Origin of the sequence: Mesorhizobium sp. M5C.F.Cr.IN.023.01.1.1 (assembly GCF_003997585.1) — a bacterium.
In the GTDB taxonomy this organism is placed as follows: Bacteria; Pseudomonadota; Alphaproteobacteria; order Rhizobiales; family Rhizobiaceae; genus Mesorhizobium; species Mesorhizobium wenxiniae.
The window spans coordinates 64,302-81,991 of sequence record NZ_RZSU01000005.1 but is presented as its reverse complement, the minus strand read 5'-3'; the positions used below and the strand labels follow the sequence as shown (position 1 = coordinate 81,991).

The following is a 17,690-nucleotide window of genomic DNA, read 5'->3' as shown; positions in this document are numbered from 1 at the left end:
AAGGTGTCGACGCTCATCTCACGATCCCTCGCCCTGGAGCCGCACCCGCGGGTCGAGTGCCGTATAGGTCAGGTCAACGACGAGATTGATGATGACGAAGAAGGCGACGATCGCCATCAGGTAAGCTGTGATGATCGGACGGTCCAGCACGTTGATGCTGTCGATGATCAACTTGCCCATGCCCGGCCAGCTGAAGACGCTTTCGGTGACAACCGAGAAGGCGATGATAGAGCCGAATTCCAGGCCGATGATGGTCACTACCGGGATCATGATATTTTTCGAGACGTGGACGCCGATCACGCGCGTTTCTTTGAGGCCCTTGGCCCGCGCGAACTTCACGAAATCGAGCGGCAGGACTTCGGCGACGCCGGCGCGCGTCAGGCGCAGGATGAGGCAGGCGTCGAACAAGGCGAGGTTCACCGCCGGGAGGATCAGGTGGGCAAGGCCGTCTCTGGTCAGGAACGCCCATTGGACGCCGAACAGTTCGGCGGTCTGGCCGCGCCCACCGCTCGGCAACCAGCCGAGTTGCACGCCGAAAAACATGATCAGCACCAGCCCGACCCAGAAGGTCGGCAGCGAGAAGCCGAGGATGCTGACCGTCATGATGACGCGGCTCAAGATGCCGTCCGGCCGCAGCCCGGCATAAAGCCCAAGCGGCACGCCGACGACGATGGCGATGAGGATGGCAGAGACGGCCAGCTCAAGCGTCGCCGGCAGTCGCTGCAGGATCACCCTGATCGCCGGCTCGTTGTAGACGTAGCTCTCGCCAAGGTCGCCATGCAGCGCCGCCCAGAGGAAGCGGAGATACTGCTGCCAAAGCGGCAGGTCGAGCCCGAGGGCCTGGACGACGCGCGCGCGCTCGATCTGGTCGGCGTCGGGCGAGATCAAAATGTCGACGGGGTCGCCGATGACATTGATCGCGATGAAGACGATGACCGTCATGGCGAACATGACCATCACGGCCTGGAGCAGCCGGCGCACGACGGCTGCGGTCATGGCATCGCTCTCCAGCCTGATTGCCGGAAAGGCTCGTCGGTCGTCTGTGCGCGGCACATCACGCCGGCACCGCCATCGCCATGCCGTCGCGCTGCGGATCGGCACCGCCGCGGCAAACTCCGTCTTCGATCTGGATGCCGTGAAGAGCGGCAAAAGCGTAACTTTGCCAGGAGCGCTTCACCTCGTAGCCCTTGCCCTCGATTTCTTCAGTGACATAGCGTGGAATGCGATTGGAGACGTCGATTGTGTTCGACACCGCCACGATCCTCGGGGCGGCCACCGCTTCGGGCATGCTCATTTCGAAATCAATGAGGTTCATCAGGCCCTGCGCCATGGACGGCGCGATATAGCTGCCGCCGGGCGCTCCCATGACGATCACGGGCCGGTCGTCCTTGAAGACGATGGTGGGCGCCGCAGAGCTGGCCCGCCGCTTGCCGGGAGCCAGCGATCCGGCCCTGCCCGGCCTTGGGTCGAAGCGGCTCATCGTTCCGTTGTACATGAAACCCAAGCCATCGGTGATCGCCCCCGACGGACTGCCCAGCGTGTGGGTCAAGGCGACGGCGCTGCCCTCCCGGTCGACCACCGAAATATGAGTCGTCTCGCGCGGCGACCGGTCGTCGACGCGCTCGATCCTGGCGCGCAGCCCAGCCTTGATCTCGGCGGCAAGCCCGCCGCAATAGTCGCGGGACAGCAGCCGCCCGACCGGCACGTCAACATAGGCAGGATCGCCGAGGTGGCGGTCCTTGTCGATGGTCATGCGCTTCATCGCCTCTGCCAGCAGGACGATGTGCTCGGCACCGCCATGCTCCATGGCTCCGACATCAAAATGCGCAAGGATGTGGAGCAATTGCAGCATGGATATGCCGCTGGCGGGCGGCGGGCTGGTCGCGATATCGTAGCCGCGATACTCGCCCCAGAGCGGTTGCGCGGTAGAGAGCTCGTAGCACGCCAGATCATCCGTCCCGATGAGGCCTCGGTTGGCGGCCATGTCGGCGGCGATTTCTTCGGCGATCTCGCCCTTGTAGAAAATATCCGGACCGGCCGCCGCGATGCGCTCGAGCGTTTGAGCGAGATCGGTGTTGACGACGACGTCACCTGGCAGCTTCACCGTGCCGTCAGAGCGAAAATAGATTGCGCGCCCCGTGTTGCTGAAGCGCAGCTTGTCAATTGTCCGCACTTCGCCGGTATCGACGCCGTCCTGCGACCAATACCAGTGGACATGCGGGCGGACCATGAAGCCTCGCCTGGCCTGCGTGGCGGCGGGTGCGACGACGTCGGCCCATTCAAAAGTGCCATATCTCGCCAGCGCCTCGGCATAACCCTTGATACTGCCCGGCGTGCAGACGGCGAGGTAGCCGATCTCGCTGATGCCGCCTTCCAGCAGAAAGGCGAAGCCATCGCGAGACTGGCCGACCAGGAGGTCGCTCCACATTTCAGGCGATGCTTTGAGCGGCGCCCTGGCGTAGAATTCAAGCACCTCATGCACGCCGCGTCGCGGCATGTAGACCTGCATCGAGCCAAACCCCCCGATGCCGGCCATTTGAGGGTCGACGACGCCTTGCATGAAAGCGCAGGCGATCGCCGCATCGACGGCGTTGCCGCCGCGTTTGAGCACCAGCGCGCCCGCCTCCACCGCCTCCGGCTGCGGCGCAACGATCATTGCATTCATCTTGAGGCGTTCCGTCGTTCCTTGAGCGCCTGGGCCAGGAAATCCTTGACCGGATCGAGTACCGCGTCGCGTTCGTGGGATACCCCGGGCAACATATCAAAGCGTACGCGCACACCGGCTTCCTCGAACGATCGACACAACGTCCTGAGGCGTTCCGGCCTCGTTTGTCCTGCATCGTTGGCGCCCGGCATCCAATGGGTGCTGCCTTGGACATGCGTGATTTCCCAGGTCTCCAGGTCGGCATCGCCGACGATCATCTGGACCGGCACTTTTGCCAGCGCTGCGGCGTCGAAGGTGATGCCGAACTTCTCCGCCAGGTCGCGAATGCCCACCCACCAGTCCCGCGTGGGATCGAGCAAGGTCACCGAGCCTGGCGCACCGATCGACGCCGCCCAGAGCCTGTCGGGATGGAGGATGGCGAAGCGATGGGTGAAGTGCCCGCCGCCGGAAAATCCGAACATGGCGAAGCGGGTCCAGTCCTGACGGTATTTCGCGACAACTTCCTCGACTATGGCGAGCAGCACCTGATCGTAGCGGATGTCGCCCTCGATCATGTATTTGTATCCGCTGCGGGCGTCGTCGCCGAGAACGCCCATTGGAAACACCGGGCACAAGATGGCGCAGTCGTTCCAGCGTCCGAACTCGGCGAACGCGTCGCGGAAACCTAGGAACGAGGTGCGGCCAGTGCCATGGACGGCCACCAACAGGTCGACTTGGGCGCCTTCCCCAACCGCGGGCGGTACATACAGGCAATAGTGGAAGCGTGGGTCTGATTTGGAAGCAAAGATGGCGGTCGCGCCAAGATCGTATGTAGCGCGACCGCGATCCGCGACGGATCCCGTGGCGATGCTCGTCAAGTCTACAACTCCTCAGACAGTCTTGGCATTTATGGCCAGCGTATACTGGTCGGCCCGCGTCGTGAACTGAAGGTCCTTCCGGGCAGCCACGACGAGGACCTCATGGTGCATCGGAACCAGTGCGACGTCGTTGAAGACGATCTCGCTGAGTTCCGAGAGCATCTTTTCGCGCTTGGCATCGTCCAGCGTCCGCTTCGCCACTGCCAATTTGGCATCGAGATCGGGATTGGAGTAGCGGCCCGAATTGGCGATACCCATACCTGCATCCGGGTTCTGCGTCGCGACCAGCGCTGTCATCGGGTTAGAGGTTTCGCCCGTGTTGACGCCCCAGGAGTCCAGATTGATGCTGAACTCATGGGCATCCGCCTTGTCGGCATAAACCGACCAGGGCATGACCTCGACGCTGACTTCCAGGCCGATGCGGGAGAACATCTGGGCCACGGCCTGAACGATCTTCGAATCATTGACGATACGATCATTGGGCCCGTGGATCGTCAGTCGGAAGCCCTCGGGGTAGCCAGCCTCGGCGAGCAGGGCCTTGGCTTTTGCAGCGTCGAATGGAACGGGTTTGATAGCAGCCGAGGTGCCCGGGGCGCCGGCAGGCAGAAACTGCGAAGCGACAATGGCATTGCCCTGCATCAAGCGCTCCACAATGGCGCTGCGGTCGATCGCCATGGACAGCGCCTGCCGCACGCGCAGATCCTTCAGCGGGTTGCGGTCGAGCGGCTTGCCGTCCTTGCCAGTGATGAAGGGCGTGACGTCCCGGAACGTGTCCAGGGAGAAGAAGACGACCCGGCTCGAGACGCCGCGAATGATGTGAAAGCGCTCGTCTTTTTCGACGCGAGCAACACCCTCGTAGGGCACCTGTTCAACGAGATCGAGATCGCCGGCGAGCAGGTTGGCAAGCCGCGCGCCGGCATCGGTGACGATGCGGAGTTCGACGTCCGGCAAAGCAGGCTTCGGTCCCCAGTAGTTTGGATTGGCGGAAAGCGCGACACGGTTGCCGGAAACATATTCCTTCAGAACATACGGGCCGGTGCCGATCGCCGCGGTGCCGTTGTTGAACTGATCGCTAGGGGTATCCTTGAACTTGGCGCGGATGATGCGAATGCGACTGAGGGAATTGGGCAGAAGCGGCTCCGGCTGCTTGGTTTCGATGAGAAGCTTGCCGGGTTGGGGCGAGGTGATCGAGTTGATGTTGCGCGTGTAGGTCCGGAACGACGCCGTGCTTTCGATGGTGTTGGCCCGGTCGAATGAGACGACGATGTCGTCTACGGTGAGCGGCTCGCCGTCGCTGAAGCGCACGTCGGGCCGCAGGTCGAACTCCCAATGGGTGTCGTCGACCACGCGCCAGGCCGTCGCGAGCCCCGGTCTGGAGATCGATTTTTCGTCGTTAATGACAAGCGTGTCGTAGATGTGGGTGGCAAGCGCGTTGTTCGGCGCATTGCTCTTCAGATGCGGGTCTAGCGTCGTCGGCGGAGCAGCCATGCCGATCCGCAGCCGGCCATTTGCCACGGCCTGGGCAAGCCCCGTCCAGCTAATGCCTTGCAAAACAGCGGCACCCCCGAGCGCCCATTGCATCAGCGCACGGCGCGATATTGTCCGGTTCATCATTGGTTCTCTCCGTGTCCACTCTGGATAGTTCCGTCGGAGGAGTTCTTTTCCGCTGCCGCTTGCCATCATCGAGCCCAGCCTAGGATCCGCTGACGGTGCCGGCCTCCTTCCTGACAGCGAGTTGAAACTAAAGCTCCTCCGTTTGTCAATACAGATAAACCGCTGTTTCACTAGACGAGACAAATTTTCTCGTTTAGCCTTAAGCATGAGAGTTTTGGCAAGGAAACGAGAAATGACCGATCAGGCAGACACCCGGTACACAGTCGATTCCGTCGATCGCGCGATCAGCTTGCTGCAGACTGTGGCCGGAGAGGCCGATCTTGGGGTTTCCGAAATCGCGCGGCGTTCCGGCGACAGCAAGGCACGTGCTTTCCGGCTTTTGCAGACGCTGGTGCGACGCGGTCTGCTGGCGCGGTCATCGGATGGAAAAGGCTATCGTCTCGGCCTCGCCGCGCTGATGCTCGGCCACGCCGCCAGCGAACAGATGGACCTGATCCGCATTGCAAATCCTGTTCTGGAAGAACTCGGTCAGGAGATCGGCGAAACCACCCAGCTGCGAATCCGCGATGACCAGGAAAGCCTTTGCGTCGCCAAATGGGAGCCAAAGCGGGACCTTCGCGTCAATGCGATTGTGGGCCGCCGGCGTCCGCTACATGCCGGTTCGAGCAAGGCGTTCCTGGCCCATATGGATGATGAGGAGCGCGAGGCCATTCTTTCCGGCCCGTTGAAGCGATTCACCAAAAAAACTGTGACCGATCCTCGGCTTCTAAGGGTCGGGCTCGAGCAAATCCGCAAGGCGAAGTTTTTCGTCAGTCGCGGCGAAATCAACGACGATCTGATTTCGATCACCGCACCGGTTTTCGTGGCGCCGGGTAAGATAATCGCGGCGCTGAACATCGCGGCGCCGGAAAACCGGGTGCCGGAAGAGCGCATAAGCGAACTGGGCGACATGGTAGCCCGGGCCGCCCATCGTATTTCCGCCGCCCTTGGCTTTCGCTCGCCGGCCAATGAGATAGCGAGTTGAACCGGTGCCAAACGTCACACGACTTCCTTGGCGGATTGTGATGAGGGGTGTATCTCCGGAACGGTGAAAATCGACACCTCGCCCTTGAAGCCTTGGAGTTCAAAGGCGCCTGCCTGCACAACCGGCATCGATGCTCCTTGCGCAAATCCGGGACCAAGCACCAGAGGGATGCTCAGCTTTTTGGTCGTCGACTCGAGCCGTGCCGCGCGGTTCACCGGCGAGCCGATCGCGGTGTAATCGAAGCGCCGTTCGGAGCCGAAATTTCCTACGGAGCAGACGCCAGTCTCGATGGCGACGCCGATTTGGATAGAGGGGTGCCCGCGCGCGGTGAACGCGGCGTTTTCGCGCTTCACCCGTTCGATCAGGGCAAGCCCCGCTTCGAGCGCGCGCTCGCGATGATCTGGCTGGTCAAGCGGAGCATTCCAGAAGGCCAGCACGGCATCGCCCATGAACTTATCGATGGTCCCGTCCCGCTTGAGTATCTCATCGGTCGCAAGGCCGAGGAAGTGATTGACCACCTTTGCGATTTCTTGGGCACCGAGTTGTTCGCTCATCGTCGTGAAGCCGCGTATGTCACTCAGCAGGATCGTGATCTCGCGCTTCTCTCCGGACAGGATCGCTTCGGTATCTGAATTTGCGAGGCGCTGCACCACGGAGGGCGACAGATATTGGGAAAACTGCCTTGCCAGGGTGGACCGGCGCTGCTCGCTGCGCCTGTAGAGGACATAACCTTCGAAGCCTGCTAGGAGGATCGTCGCAAGCGCCGGCTGTAGTGGGTCATAGAGCTTTCCCTGCAGGCTGTATTCGAGAGCGCCGAACGCGAAGGGCGTGACAGCCAGGAGCGCCAGAGCGAGGGCGCCAAGCACGACACGCTGGGCGAGAACTCCCGAAAGTCCGATGAAAACGATGCCACTGAGGACCAACCACAGCCGCTCCAGCGTACGCGCTTGCGGCGGCTCTGCCAGGTAGCGCCCGGCAAGCATCTGGCCGATTGCATCAGCGTGGATGTCCACGCCTGGTCGCGCCGGACGCGTCGGGGTTGGCAGGTACTGCGTCAATCCCACGGCCGACAGGTCGACAATGGCGATGGCGTTCCGCAGCAGCGGATCGCCGCGGCCCGAAAGGATATTAATGGCAGATATGCGCGGCGTATTGGTGTCGGTTTCCCAGAGGCGGATGCTGCCCTGCGGCTCGAGTGGCACAATGGTCCCGGCCATCCTGAGCGCGTCAAACCCGGCGGCATTCATCCGGGCTACGTAGCCGTTCTCTCCGGCGTAGAGGCGCAGGAGTTCGAGCGCGAAGGACGGCCAGAGCTGAACGCCTTGAGCCGTATTTCGGAGCCAGAGCAGCGGCACATGGCGTAGTACGCCGTCAGGATCCGGCAAAGTGCGAATTGCGCCGAGGCCTGCAGCGGCGCTCGAGAAATCCGGAAGCGAGCCTGTCAGACCGGTGAAGCCAGGAAGCGTCTCGGGTACTTGCCCGACGATCGACCAGCCGGCTTTGGGCTCTGCTTCTGAAACCGTCGCCTCGTTGCCCAGGCTGACGGCGAGCGCCGTTCGGTTTTTCGCCAGCGCCGTTGCCAGCCGTTTGTCTCCGGCGATGCCCTCAGGCGAGATGTCAGCCTCGGGCAGCACCAGCGCAAGCCCGATTACCGCGGCACCGGACTCGGCGACACCATCGACCAGATCGGCCAAAAGGCCACGGTTCCAGGGCCATCGCCCATATGCCTTAAGGCTCGCGTCGTCTATCGAGACGATGACAACGGGATTGCTCGTCGCCTCGCGAGGGGCGAGGAACTGGTAGAAGTCATACGTACGCTCGCGCAGGCGCGATAGCGGCCCATCGAAAGCCAGATGGCAAGCGAGCAGCAAGAGCACGACCACGAGACCGGATATTTTGCGCCTGGCAGCTTGCCGCCACTCGAACACGGGGCTCATGCCGGTCGGGCGGGTCTACCTGCAGTCTGGATAGCAGCAACCCTCACCCTCACACCCACCGTTATCCGCGCCGCCGCCCACGGGTGGTGTTACGCTGTCGGGGAACTCCATGACCACTCCTGGCAATGCGCCATCGGTGGACTCGCAGACTTTGAGCGAGCCGCCGAGTGCCGACGCACAAATCGCGCTTACGTCCAATCCAGGACCCGGTGCCCCTGGCAGACCGGTGCCGGCTATCCGGTCGATGCTGTCCAATATCGGGAACGTGTCGATTCCGCCGTAGCCGGTCAGCAGCCTGCCATTTTCCGATGTGCAGGCGTAGCCCGGGTTTGTGATGACCAGCCGTTTGCCATTCATCGTGCAGGTCATGCGGCCGGCGCGCAGTATGCCGACGGTCTGGCCGGCTGCCACCAGCACTTCGATGATGCCGCCTCTGGCCCCGAGCACCATATGCGGCGTCGCAACCTGCATGACGCCGCCTTTCGAAATTTGGCCGCCATAAAAACGGGCCAGGCCGCTGTTCATCCCGACGTCGATCTTTCCCGATCCGGAGCCCGGATTGTAGACGAATTCATCGATCGTCAGGCTGGTGTTCGGACCAATCTTGGCGCTCGATTCGTCCCGGAACACCAACATTCCAAGACCAGTGGGATTGCTGCGCAACTGATCGCCGAGTTCGACGCCGGCACCGACACTCATGTTCCCGCTGTCATTGCGGACGATGTTGGTCTGGTAGGCAGTCATCGACCCGACCGTTTCAGCGGCGGAAGGTGCCGCAAAGGCAAGGCAGGCGACAAAAATGGCGATCTGACGGTACGGGGTCCTCATCGCGGCCTCTTTCAATTGAGCGTCAACGTGTAGCTCATGAGCATTTCGAACGATTCTCGGTCGCGGCTGGCGATGTCGAAGTTGGTTTCGCGATAGGCGAGATCGACGCTGATCTTCTGCGACTCCGTCAGCTGAAAATCGCTTTCCGAGGCAATGCGCCAGAAGTCGCTCCTGATATTTGTGCCGATGCCAACGGACAGATCGGGAGTGTCGCTGTGGCCGGCCGAGAAGGCGACCTGGTGCGACCATGCGAAAAGATCCGGTACGTTCATCAACAGGCCGCCGTAGCGGATCTCGCCCATGTAGCTGTGGCCGATTTCGCCAGATCCGGAGGCGAAGTCATTCGAGCCGACCAGGCGCAATCCGAGCGCCTGGCCATTGCGGAAGCGGTAGCTGCCGCCTGCCTCATAGAAAACCCTGCTATCGGCGAAAATGCCTTGCGAGGCGCTTAGATCGATGTAGCCGCCGCCTGCAAAAAGCGTCGTCTCGACGGTCGGGCGAACAAGAAAGCGTCCACTGAGGCCTATGCCGGTTTCGTGGATATCGCTGTCGAAACGATCTGTAACGGTAAACGCCGAAAGCAGCAGGCGCAGCGAATCGATCCCACTGTTGGGCAGCCCCTTGTCCCAGGTGATCGCGGCGTTGCCGTGGATGAAAGTCTCCTTGCTACCCGGAACCGACAGGTCTGGCGTGAAAAAACGCTGTGTCGCCGTCAACGACCCTGAAAGAATGAGAGCGTCGGCACTTGGCGTGCCGAGGTCCCATCGCACAAAACCTTCCGCCCGCCCATAGGGCGAGACGAAGCTGTCGTCGTCCTGCGCCCCGCCGGGCTCAAAATCGGTGAATGCGCTGAACATGCCGCCGGTCAGGGCGAGTTCCCAGGTGACGCCACGCAACGCGCGCTCGATGCGGGCAAGCAGGCGAACAGCTTCCTGCTGCTCACTTGCCGACAGGCCGCCGACTTCGATGCCGTACTGCACCTGCCGCCGGGCCAATTCATAGGAGCCGACATGATAGTACAACCGGCTGGCCGCAAGCCGGGCGCGGGCATCGCGGGGATATTTGATCAGATACTGCTCGATTGAGGAGATCGCCTGATCGTACTGCCCGGCGTTGACGGCAACCGTGACGAACTGGGCGAGCGTTCCGTTGTCGGCCGGACTGGCGATGCGGGCTGAAAAAGCATCGTCATAGGCCGAAAAAAGACCCTGCGCGCCGGCTGGCAATAAGCCGCTATAGAGTAGCGCCGCGGCGCAGCCGACGATAGTTCGAAACGAAGATTGCATGCCGAGAACCACCCCAAACCCGACCAGTGCGAAGGACTTAGCACGACCACAAGAAAAAAGGCGACTGAACTTTGACGAAATCGTCCGAGTTTTCAACAGCTGTTGCAGCCGCGCAACAAACCATCTGTTTATTCGTGCTTCGGCTACGCCGGTTGGCCAAATATATTCTCAGCGTTGCTGCACTTCGAGCAAGTATTCGCTACAAAAGGCAACTAAGCCAAATCATAATCAGCCGTGGATTGCGCAGCCGACAAGATCAATATTGTTTGCGCGATTCTGCACGGATCTGGTCGCCGCATGACGCTTCAGGGTCCAGAAATCCCGCCAACGCCATCTTGATGTCGGCACGCGTCCGCGGACGCGACCTAAAGCACGAGCATGGTGGCCAGCCCCAGCATCAGGCCCATGCCTACGATATCGGTCACGGTGGTTAGGAAGATCGCCGAAGCTACGGCCGGATCGGCGCCGACACGCCGCAGGCCCAACGGGATCAGCACGCCGGAGATTCCGGACATGAGGCACGATCCGGACATCGCGAGCAGGATCACAAGCGCCAGCATGGGCGCCTGGGATGCCGACTCCGGTTGCCGCGACGCGTAGAACCACATGGCCGCAGCCGCCACCAGACCGACGAGCAAGCCGTTGGCGATCCCGAGCGCTCCCTCCCTCAGCACCAGGTGCAGCTTCGGTCGTTTGTCCACATCCCCTAAGGCGAGGCCACGCAGCGTAATAGCCAGCGCCTGGCAGCCGGTGTTTCCGCTCTGTCCGGCCAAAACCGGGAGGAACGCCGCCAAGGCGACGATCTTCTCGATCGTGCCTGTGAACGAGCCGACCACGAAAGCGGCTATGAAGGCCGTCAGCAGGTTGAGCTGCAGCCACGGATGACGTTTCAAGAAGGCTGAAAACAGCGGCGTGAAAGAACGCTCCTCCTTCTGGACACCCACCATCTGGCCAGGCTGGGCAGAAATCTCGATGATTTGCTGCTCGAACAGCCGCCAGCCGCGAACCTGCCCTAGCAGCCGGTTCTCCGCGTCCACCACGGGATAGACAGGGTAGTGACGGCGTACCGCCGCCTTGCAGGCTTCGCTCAAAGGCATATCGACGTGAAGGGCGAACGGTTTCGGCAGCATAATCTGATCCACCGTCGCGTCGGCGTCGCTCAGCATCAGATCGCGCAAGACCACCAGGCCAACCAGTTTATCGCCCTCGTCCGTTATGTAGAGGTAAGTCAACTCGGTCGGCACCTGCGCGCGCCTGACGGCCTCGACCGCGGCGGCTACCGTCGTCCCGACAGCGACGCTGGCGGGGATCGGGTCCATCAGCTCGACGATGGCCTCGGGGATCGCGAGATCCTTTCCGTCGGCATGAGATTTGATGGGCCTCCTTTGCGATGGCAAATACTCCGCCACCTTCCGGGCGTGCCTATCCGGTAACAACTTTAGTGCGTCGCGGATGAACTCGGGAGACTCTCGGGCTAGCAATTCAGCCGCGTCGTCAGGTGCTCGAGCACGCAGCGTGCGCACCAACTTCTCAACGTCGTTCTCTTGCCTCATCTGTTCCCCCAATCTTCAATGTTGCGCCCCTGAGCTTATAGACGGGACCGGCTCGCTCTGCCCAGGCGCACGGTGGCCCAAGCGCCTCGATCCGGAAATCTTCGCCTTCTCAGGGGCGCCGAGTAGACCGACCCAGACAAATCGGAGCCATTGCGTGGGTGCATACAGGCGGGCTGTAACGTCAGCGTGTCGCCAAGAGAATTGTCGTGTTGCCGAAATTCACCGTCGATTCCTGGGCTCCGCGAGCACGTCGCAACCCAGCGGCGAAGTAAGGTCGGCAATGGGCCCGTGGCCCTGCTCATTGGGGTGCGCTCAGCCCGACAGTTCGCGGTGTGAACGGCCGCGCTTTAACCTGGGAAGATGGTGAAACCGCCATCGACGCGAATGACCTGTCCATTGATGAAGCGCGCGCGCGGACCGGCGAGGAAGGCGACGGCTTCGGCGATCTCTTCGGGCTCGGCATATCGGTTCAGCGATTTCTTGCTCGAGTCCATACGCTCCGGATCGACGACGCGGCTCGCCTGGAAGCGTGCCGTCTTGGTGGCGCCGGGGCTCACCGCATTGATGCGCACGCCATCGTCGATCAATTCCTTGGCGAGGCAGCGCGTAAAATGGACGACGGCAGCCTTAAGCGTGGAGTAGACCACCTCCGGCGAGCATCCGATATGCGCTGCCGCCGAGGCAATGTTGATCACCGAGCCTGAGCCGCGCTTGACCATAGGCGGAATGAACGCCTGGCAGACCAGCATCGTACCGATAAGATTGTTCTCGGTCAGAATCTTGATGTCATCATAGTCGATGTCGAGCGCGTTGTTGGGACTGGGCTTTACCCCCTTGGCGCCGATATCGCCGCCGGCGCAGTTGACCAGAACGTGCACATCGCCGAGGTCCGCCTCGATCTTCCCCTTCATTTCGGCGACGGCTTGCTTGTCGCCGATGTTGCCGGTGACCGCGGCCACTCGTGTCCCATACTTTTCCAAACCCCTGGCGGATTCGCCGAGGTCTGCGAATTCGCCATATTGGGATGGCCGGGTCCAATCGAGATCGTGAATCGCGACGTTTGCGCCAAGTTCGGCCAAGCGTTCGGCCATCACACGGCCGAGGCCGCGTCCCGAGCCAGTCACGAAGGCAGTCAGGCCGCTGAGTTCTCGGGCAGTCATGCTGATTTCTCCATTGCAATGAAATCGAACTTCTTCATGTTGGCGGCGCTGCGCCGGATCATGTCGAGCTCATACGAAACGAGCGCGCCGTCATCGTCGCGCTCCCATGGCGTCCGGTAGTCGGCGTCGTCCGCAAGGCGGTTCACGCGCGCAGCACTCAGGCAGGCCGCGAACTCGCGCGCGGTCTTCGGCGCATATCCGTTCCACCAGTCGTCGGTGAGACAGCGAACGTGACGGGCCTCCAGCGCGCCTGGCTCGAGCACGGCCGTCAGCGTATCATGGTGCTCGGCGAGGATGGCTGCCAGTCCGGCGAATGGCACGGCGCCGTCGCCGATCGCGCAGCGGACCAGACGGTAGCCCTCATCCGTGAACTGCACGCGATAGTCCTTGAGGTGAACGTGGCGGACATGCGGCGCGATCCGCCGGGTGAAGGAAAGCGGTGCCTCGCCGACAGGGAACGCGTTGCCGGTGTCGTAGGTGATGCCGACGCCCGGCCCGCCGAGTTCGCAGAACGCGACCAGTTCGTCGCTGCCGAAATCCTGATGGTTCTCGATGCCGAGCACCCTGCCCTCAGCCGCCGCACGCGCTCCCCATTCCGTCAAGGCAGCGCGGATCGTCGCGTTGAACTCGCTCCATTTCCCGCCCCAGACGTTGCGGTCGCCGCACAGGACTGGGGTCAGTGAGATACGGATCGTTGTCGCCTCGAGCAGGCGCGCAGCCCGAAATGCGTTGTCCAACGGACCTGCCACGAGAAGTCCGCCACTTACCACCGGGACGATGTCTAGCGCGGTCAGACGCCTGCGCAGGTCGACGACCTCGGCGTCCGGCAAATCGGTCAGCCAAGGTTCGTAGATCTCCAGGGTGCGTGCGCCGAGTTCCTGCGCGAGCGCTATGAAGCCTTCCAGCCCCGCCCCATCCGGATTGTGCCGCGGCGTACCGCGGCCCTGTAGGCCGAGATGGTAGGTCAGTCCGTAAGGGTTGAGGCCGAGACGAAGCATCAATTTGGTAGTCCCTTTGAAAGATGTGGAAACGATCGCATCAGCGCAGACCGGCATCGACGGTGATGGACTGTTTCGTGATCATGCGGCTGTCATCGGCGGCAAGGAAGAGCACGGTCCGTGCAATTTCCTCGCCCAGCAGGACGCGGCGGATCAATTGCCGCTGCACCGTCTGGTCGATTGCGTCCTGCGTCTTGAACCACAACTCGCGCTGCCGCTCGGTGATGACAGCGCCGGGTTCGACTGCATTGACGCGGATGTTGTCGGATCCGAACGACCGCGCCAGCGCGCGCGTCAGCGCCACCACAGCGCCTTTGGCGGTGGCATAAGCCACCATCTGGTCCGCGCCAAAACGCCAGGCGATGGAAGAGAAGTTTATGATCGAGCCGAAGCCGAGTTCCTTCATATGCGGATGCACCGCCTGCGCGGCAAAGAAGTGATGCCGGAGATTGACGTCGAAGCTGCGATCCCAATATTCGGCTGTCACCGCGTCAACGGCATGGCGCTGATCATCAGCAGCGTTGTTCACCAGGACGGCGACCGGACCAAGCTGCGCGCGTACGCCTTCGACCGACGCCTGCAGCGCAGCGACGTCGGTCACGTCGCAGTGGAGGTACAACGGGGCCTGCTTGGCGGTACCAACGAGCTCGCGCACCAACGCCACCGCGGGTTCATCCTGCACATCGAGAAAGCCCACGCGGGCGCCATTCGCCACGAAAGCACGGACCATATCGGCCCCGATCCCGGAGGCGCCGCCGGAGATCAGCACGACGCGATCGGTCAAGCTCGGATAAGTCGCGAATTGTTTGGACATCAGATCACAGAAGCGCCTTGGTTGTTGGATCGAACAGACAGGCGCGCGACATGTCGATGCCGAGCGTTATCGTCTCGCCCATGATGGGGGCGTCATCCGGCTCGAAACGGCCGGTGATCTCCAGGTCGCCTAGCCTGAGGACGGCAAGTGTCTCGGCCCCGGTCGGCTCGACCAGTTCGACCGGCGCCTGCATGGACTCGACAGCCGGTTTGCGCGACTTCAAGTCCGTCGTGAAGCGGTAGATATGTTCGGGCCGAACACCGAGCACCACGTCCTTTGGCGCACCGGCGGGTAGCGGAGCGGCAAGGGCAAGAGTGGCGTCACTGCCGTCAGCGGCGCGCACCGCGATGCTGGTTGAGCCGGTAAGCCGGGCGGGGATGAAATTCATCGCCGGCGATCCCATGAAACCGGCTACGAACATGTTGGTCGGCCGGTCATAGATCCGCTTCGGCGTGTCGAACTGCTGCACCGAGCCCTGGTTCATCACCGCTATGCGGGACGCGAGCGTCATCGCCTCAACCTGATCGTGGGTGACGTACACCGTCGTCTTGCCGACGCGGTGGTGAAGCTTCTTGATTTCGGTGCGCATGTCCACGCGCAGCTTGGCGTCGAGATTGGACAGAGGCTCATCGAACAAAAACAGCTTCGGGTCGCGTACCAGGGCGCGCCCCATCGCAACGCGCTGCCGCTGGCCACCCGACAATTGCCCGGGCTTGCGGTTGAGCAACTGCTCGATCTGCAGGAGTGCGGCAACCCGCTTTACCGCTTCTGCCTGCTCCGCTTTGGGCACGCCTCGGCTTTCCATGCCGAAGGTGATGTTCTGGCGCACCGTCATGGTGGGATAGAGGGCGTATGACTGGAACACCATCGCTATGTCGCGGTCCTTGGGCTGCACGGAGTTCACCAGCCGGTCGCCAATCCAGATCTCACCCGACGTGACGGTTTCCAGGCCGGCGATCATGGCGAGCAAGGTTGACTTGCCGCAGCCGGAGGGACCGACGAGGGCGATGAATTCCCCGGTCCGCGCCTCGAGATTGATGCCGGCCAGAATCTCGAGGCCGCCATAGCTCTTGTGAAGGTCGCGGATCATCAGCGCGGACATGGGCGATGCCTCATTTGATGGCGCCCTGCGTCAGGCCGCGCACGAAGTATTTTCCACCGAACAGGTAGATCAGCAACGGCGGCAGCGCGCCGATCAGCACGGCTGCGCTCATCACGTCGTAAGCACGGGCGGTCGTGCCGCCGGCAGTGAGCGCGACCAATGCCGCCGTAATCGGCTGCTGCTGGCCGGAGGTGAAGACGACCCCGAACAGATACTCGTTCCAGATGCCCGTGAATTGCCAGATGACGGTGACGATCAAAATCGGCGGCGACAGGGGCAGGATGATCTTGCGGAAAATCCGCCAGAAGCCGGCGCCGTCGATGCGTGCCGCCTTGATGAGGTCGTCCGGTATGCTGACGTAGAAATTGCGGCAGAACAGGGTCGTGAACGAAATGCCCTGGACGACGTGAATCAAGACCAGCCCGTATGTCGAATTGGTTAGGCCGAGTTTGCCGAGCAGGAACGCCCACGGCATCAGCGAGATCTGGCCGGGCATGAAGACGCCGAGCAGCATCAGATTGAACAGAATTTCCGAGCCCTTGAAGCGCCATTTCGACAGCACATAGCCGTTCATGGCGCCGAGAAGCGTGGAGATGACCGTCGCGGGGATCGTCATCCAGAGCGAGTTGAAGAAATTGCGCTTCATGCCTTCGCATGTGCCGCTGACGCAGTAAGTACCCCAAGCCTCCGCCCACGCGTCGAGGCGGAAGCTGCGCGGCAGCGAGATGAGGCCGTTGCGGGCAATCTCCGACTGCTCCCGCAATGAGTTGAAGACCACGACCAGCAGCGGTGCCAGGTAGATGACAGCGAAAAGCGTCAGCACCGCATAGGTAAGAAAGCGGTTCCAGAAATATCGCCGCGTAGCCGCCGCCGCTTCGGGATCATGCCGGGGGTTGGGGGCAACTTCAGCCATTGCGGCCCTCCGCCCGCCTGCGCCAAACGATCCACAAGGAATAGGGCACCAGCACAACCGCGAGGGCCGCGAGCATCATCATCGCCGCAGCGGCACCCTCGCCGATCTGCCCGCGCTGGAACATCAGGTCGTAGACGTAGATGGCCGGGAATGTAGTTGACACACCTGGCCCGCCCCGCGTCAACGCCGCCACCAGGTCGAACGTCTTGATGGCGAACTGGATCTGAATGACCGCCACCGCCAGAAAAATCGGGGCGATCGTCGGCAGGATGACCTTCCGATAGGTTCGGGAAACCGACGCACCGTCGATCTGGGCTGCTTTGACGAGATCCGGATCGACCGAACGCAGGCCAGCCAGGAAAAGCGCCATTGCGAAGCCGGACGACTGCCAGATACCGGTTATGATCACCGCATAGATCGCGGTGTTGCGGTTGGCCGTCAGGGCGAAGCTGAAGTCGGTCCAGCCGAGCCCCCGCACGAAGGCTTGGATGCCGTCGACGGGATTATAGAGCCAGCTCCACACCGTACCGGTGACGATGAAGGACACCGCCAGCGGGTAGAGGAAGATGGTACGCCAAACCGCCTCGCCGCGAACGCGCTGGTCGATCAGGATCGCGAGAAGCAGCCCGATGGCCATCGAGCCGACAATATAGAAGCCGCTGAACAGGAAGAGGTTGGTATAGGCGATGTTCCAGCGCCGGTTCGCCCAGAGCGAAGCATAATTGTCCAGACCGACGAACCCATAGGTCGGCATCAGCGACGAACTGGAGAGCGAGAGATACAGCGTCCAAATCGTGAAGACGAAGACGTAGATGAAACTCGCCGCAAGCGACGGCGCCAGCACCAGAATGGGCACCATCGTGCCCAGGCGCTCCCGCCACGGGGTTGCGGGAGACGCAACCGGTACAGTCAGGTCATGTGTGGACATCGGCTGCTCCG

The 17,690-nt window shown here is 62.1% G+C and carries 15 protein-coding genes; 1 reads left to right on the top strand and 14 read right to left on the bottom strand.

Translation table 11 applies throughout. The annotated features are described in order from the left end of the window. Positions 1 to 18: 18 nt before the first annotated feature. The 4 genes from EOA78_RS03730 to EOA78_RS03715 are packed head-to-tail and all read right to left on the bottom strand — an operon-like array spanning position 19 to position 5,136. A complete protein-coding gene (locus tag EOA78_RS03730) occupies positions 19 to 996 on the bottom strand; it encodes an ABC transporter permease (RefSeq protein ID WP_127313924.1) in 978 nt (325 codons plus the stop codon). Between the two features lie 58 nt (positions 997 to 1,054). Continuing rightward, positions 1,055 to 2,665 carry a gamma-glutamyltransferase gene (gene ggt / locus EOA78_RS03725; RefSeq protein WP_127313923.1) on the bottom strand — a complete coding sequence of 537 codons (1,611 nt, stop codon included), beginning with the start codon at positions 2,663 to 2,665 and terminating at the stop codon, positions 1,055 to 1,057. Next, positions 2,662 to 3,522, bottom strand: a complete 861-nt coding sequence (locus EOA78_RS03720) for an alpha/beta hydrolase (RefSeq protein ID WP_127313922.1) — start codon at positions 3,520 to 3,522, stop codon at positions 2,662 to 2,664. The genes ggt and EOA78_RS03720 overlap by 4 nt, the downstream gene beginning before the upstream one ends. A gap of 12 nt (positions 3,523 to 3,534) precedes the next feature. Beyond that, a complete protein-coding gene (locus tag EOA78_RS03715) occupies positions 3,535 to 5,136 on the bottom strand; it encodes an ABC transporter substrate-binding protein (RefSeq protein ID WP_127313921.1) in 1,602 nt (533 codons plus the stop codon). 121 nt (positions 5,137 to 5,257) lie between these two features. Here EOA78_RS03715 and EOA78_RS03710 point away from each other — a divergent pair, with 121 nt between their 5' ends. Next, positions 5,258 to 6,160 (top strand): IclR family transcriptional regulator, encoded by a 903-nt coding sequence (locus EOA78_RS03710; RefSeq protein WP_127313920.1) that lies wholly within the window; start codon positions 5,258 to 5,260, stop codon positions 6,158 to 6,160. A 14-nt stretch (positions 6,161 to 6,174) separates the two neighbouring features. Here EOA78_RS03710 and EOA78_RS03705 read toward each other — a convergent pair whose 3' ends face one another. The 10 genes from EOA78_RS03705 to EOA78_RS03665 form a co-directional block, all read right to left on the bottom strand. After that, complete coding sequence (locus EOA78_RS03705; protein ID WP_127313919.1) at positions 6,175 to 8,097, bottom strand: adenylate/guanylate cyclase domain-containing protein; 1,923 nt, start codon at positions 8,095 to 8,097, stop codon at positions 6,175 to 6,177. 15 nt (positions 8,098 to 8,112) lie between these two features. Further along, complete coding sequence (locus EOA78_RS03700; RefSeq protein WP_164783632.1) at positions 8,113 to 8,940, bottom strand: FecR domain-containing protein; 828 nt, start codon at positions 8,938 to 8,940, stop codon at positions 8,113 to 8,115. Continuing rightward, on the bottom strand, positions 8,937 to 10,211 hold the full coding sequence (locus EOA78_RS35840) for a tetratricopeptide repeat protein (protein WP_164783631.1): 1,275 nt from the start codon (positions 10,209 to 10,211) through the stop codon (positions 8,937 to 8,939). The genes EOA78_RS03700 and EOA78_RS35840 overlap by 4 nt, the downstream gene beginning before the upstream one ends. Positions 10,212 to 10,576: 365 nt before the next feature. Continuing rightward, positions 10,577 to 11,764, bottom strand: coding sequence for a magnesium transporter (locus EOA78_RS03695; RefSeq protein ID WP_127313917.1), 1,188 nt, complete (start codon positions 11,762 to 11,764; stop codon positions 10,577 to 10,579). A gap of 347 nt (positions 11,765 to 12,111) precedes the next feature. After that, positions 12,112 to 12,924: an SDR family oxidoreductase gene (locus tag EOA78_RS03690; RefSeq protein ID WP_127313916.1), complete on the bottom strand. Its 813-nt coding sequence runs from the start codon at positions 12,922 to 12,924 to the stop codon at positions 12,112 to 12,114. Beyond that, complete coding sequence (locus EOA78_RS03685) at positions 12,921 to 13,922, bottom strand: TIM barrel protein (protein ID WP_127313969.1); 1,002 nt, start codon at positions 13,920 to 13,922, stop codon at positions 12,921 to 12,923. The genes EOA78_RS03690 and EOA78_RS03685 overlap by 4 nt, the downstream gene beginning before the upstream one ends. Positions 13,923 to 13,962: 40 nt before the next feature. Beyond that, complete coding sequence (locus EOA78_RS03680; protein ID WP_127313915.1) at positions 13,963 to 14,736, bottom strand: SDR family oxidoreductase; 774 nt, start codon at positions 14,734 to 14,736, stop codon at positions 13,963 to 13,965. A 4-nt stretch (positions 14,737 to 14,740) separates the two neighbouring features. Next, the gene (gene ugpC, locus EOA78_RS03675; RefSeq protein WP_127313914.1) at positions 14,741 to 15,838 is read right to left on the bottom strand and encodes a sn-glycerol-3-phosphate ABC transporter ATP-binding protein UgpC; all 1,098 of its coding nucleotides are present in this window, start codon (positions 15,836 to 15,838) and stop codon (positions 14,741 to 14,743) included. Between the two features lie 10 nt (positions 15,839 to 15,848). Next, positions 15,849 to 16,751 carry a carbohydrate ABC transporter permease gene (locus EOA78_RS03670; RefSeq protein WP_127313913.1) on the bottom strand — a complete coding sequence of 301 codons (903 nt, stop codon included), beginning with the start codon at positions 16,749 to 16,751 and terminating at the stop codon, positions 15,849 to 15,851. Continuing rightward, positions 16,744 to 17,679, bottom strand: a complete 936-nt coding sequence (locus tag EOA78_RS03665; RefSeq protein WP_127313912.1) for a sugar ABC transporter permease — start codon at positions 17,677 to 17,679, stop codon at positions 16,744 to 16,746. The genes EOA78_RS03670 and EOA78_RS03665 overlap by 8 nt, the downstream gene beginning before the upstream one ends. Between the last annotated feature and the right edge of the window lie 11 nt (positions 17,680 to 17,690).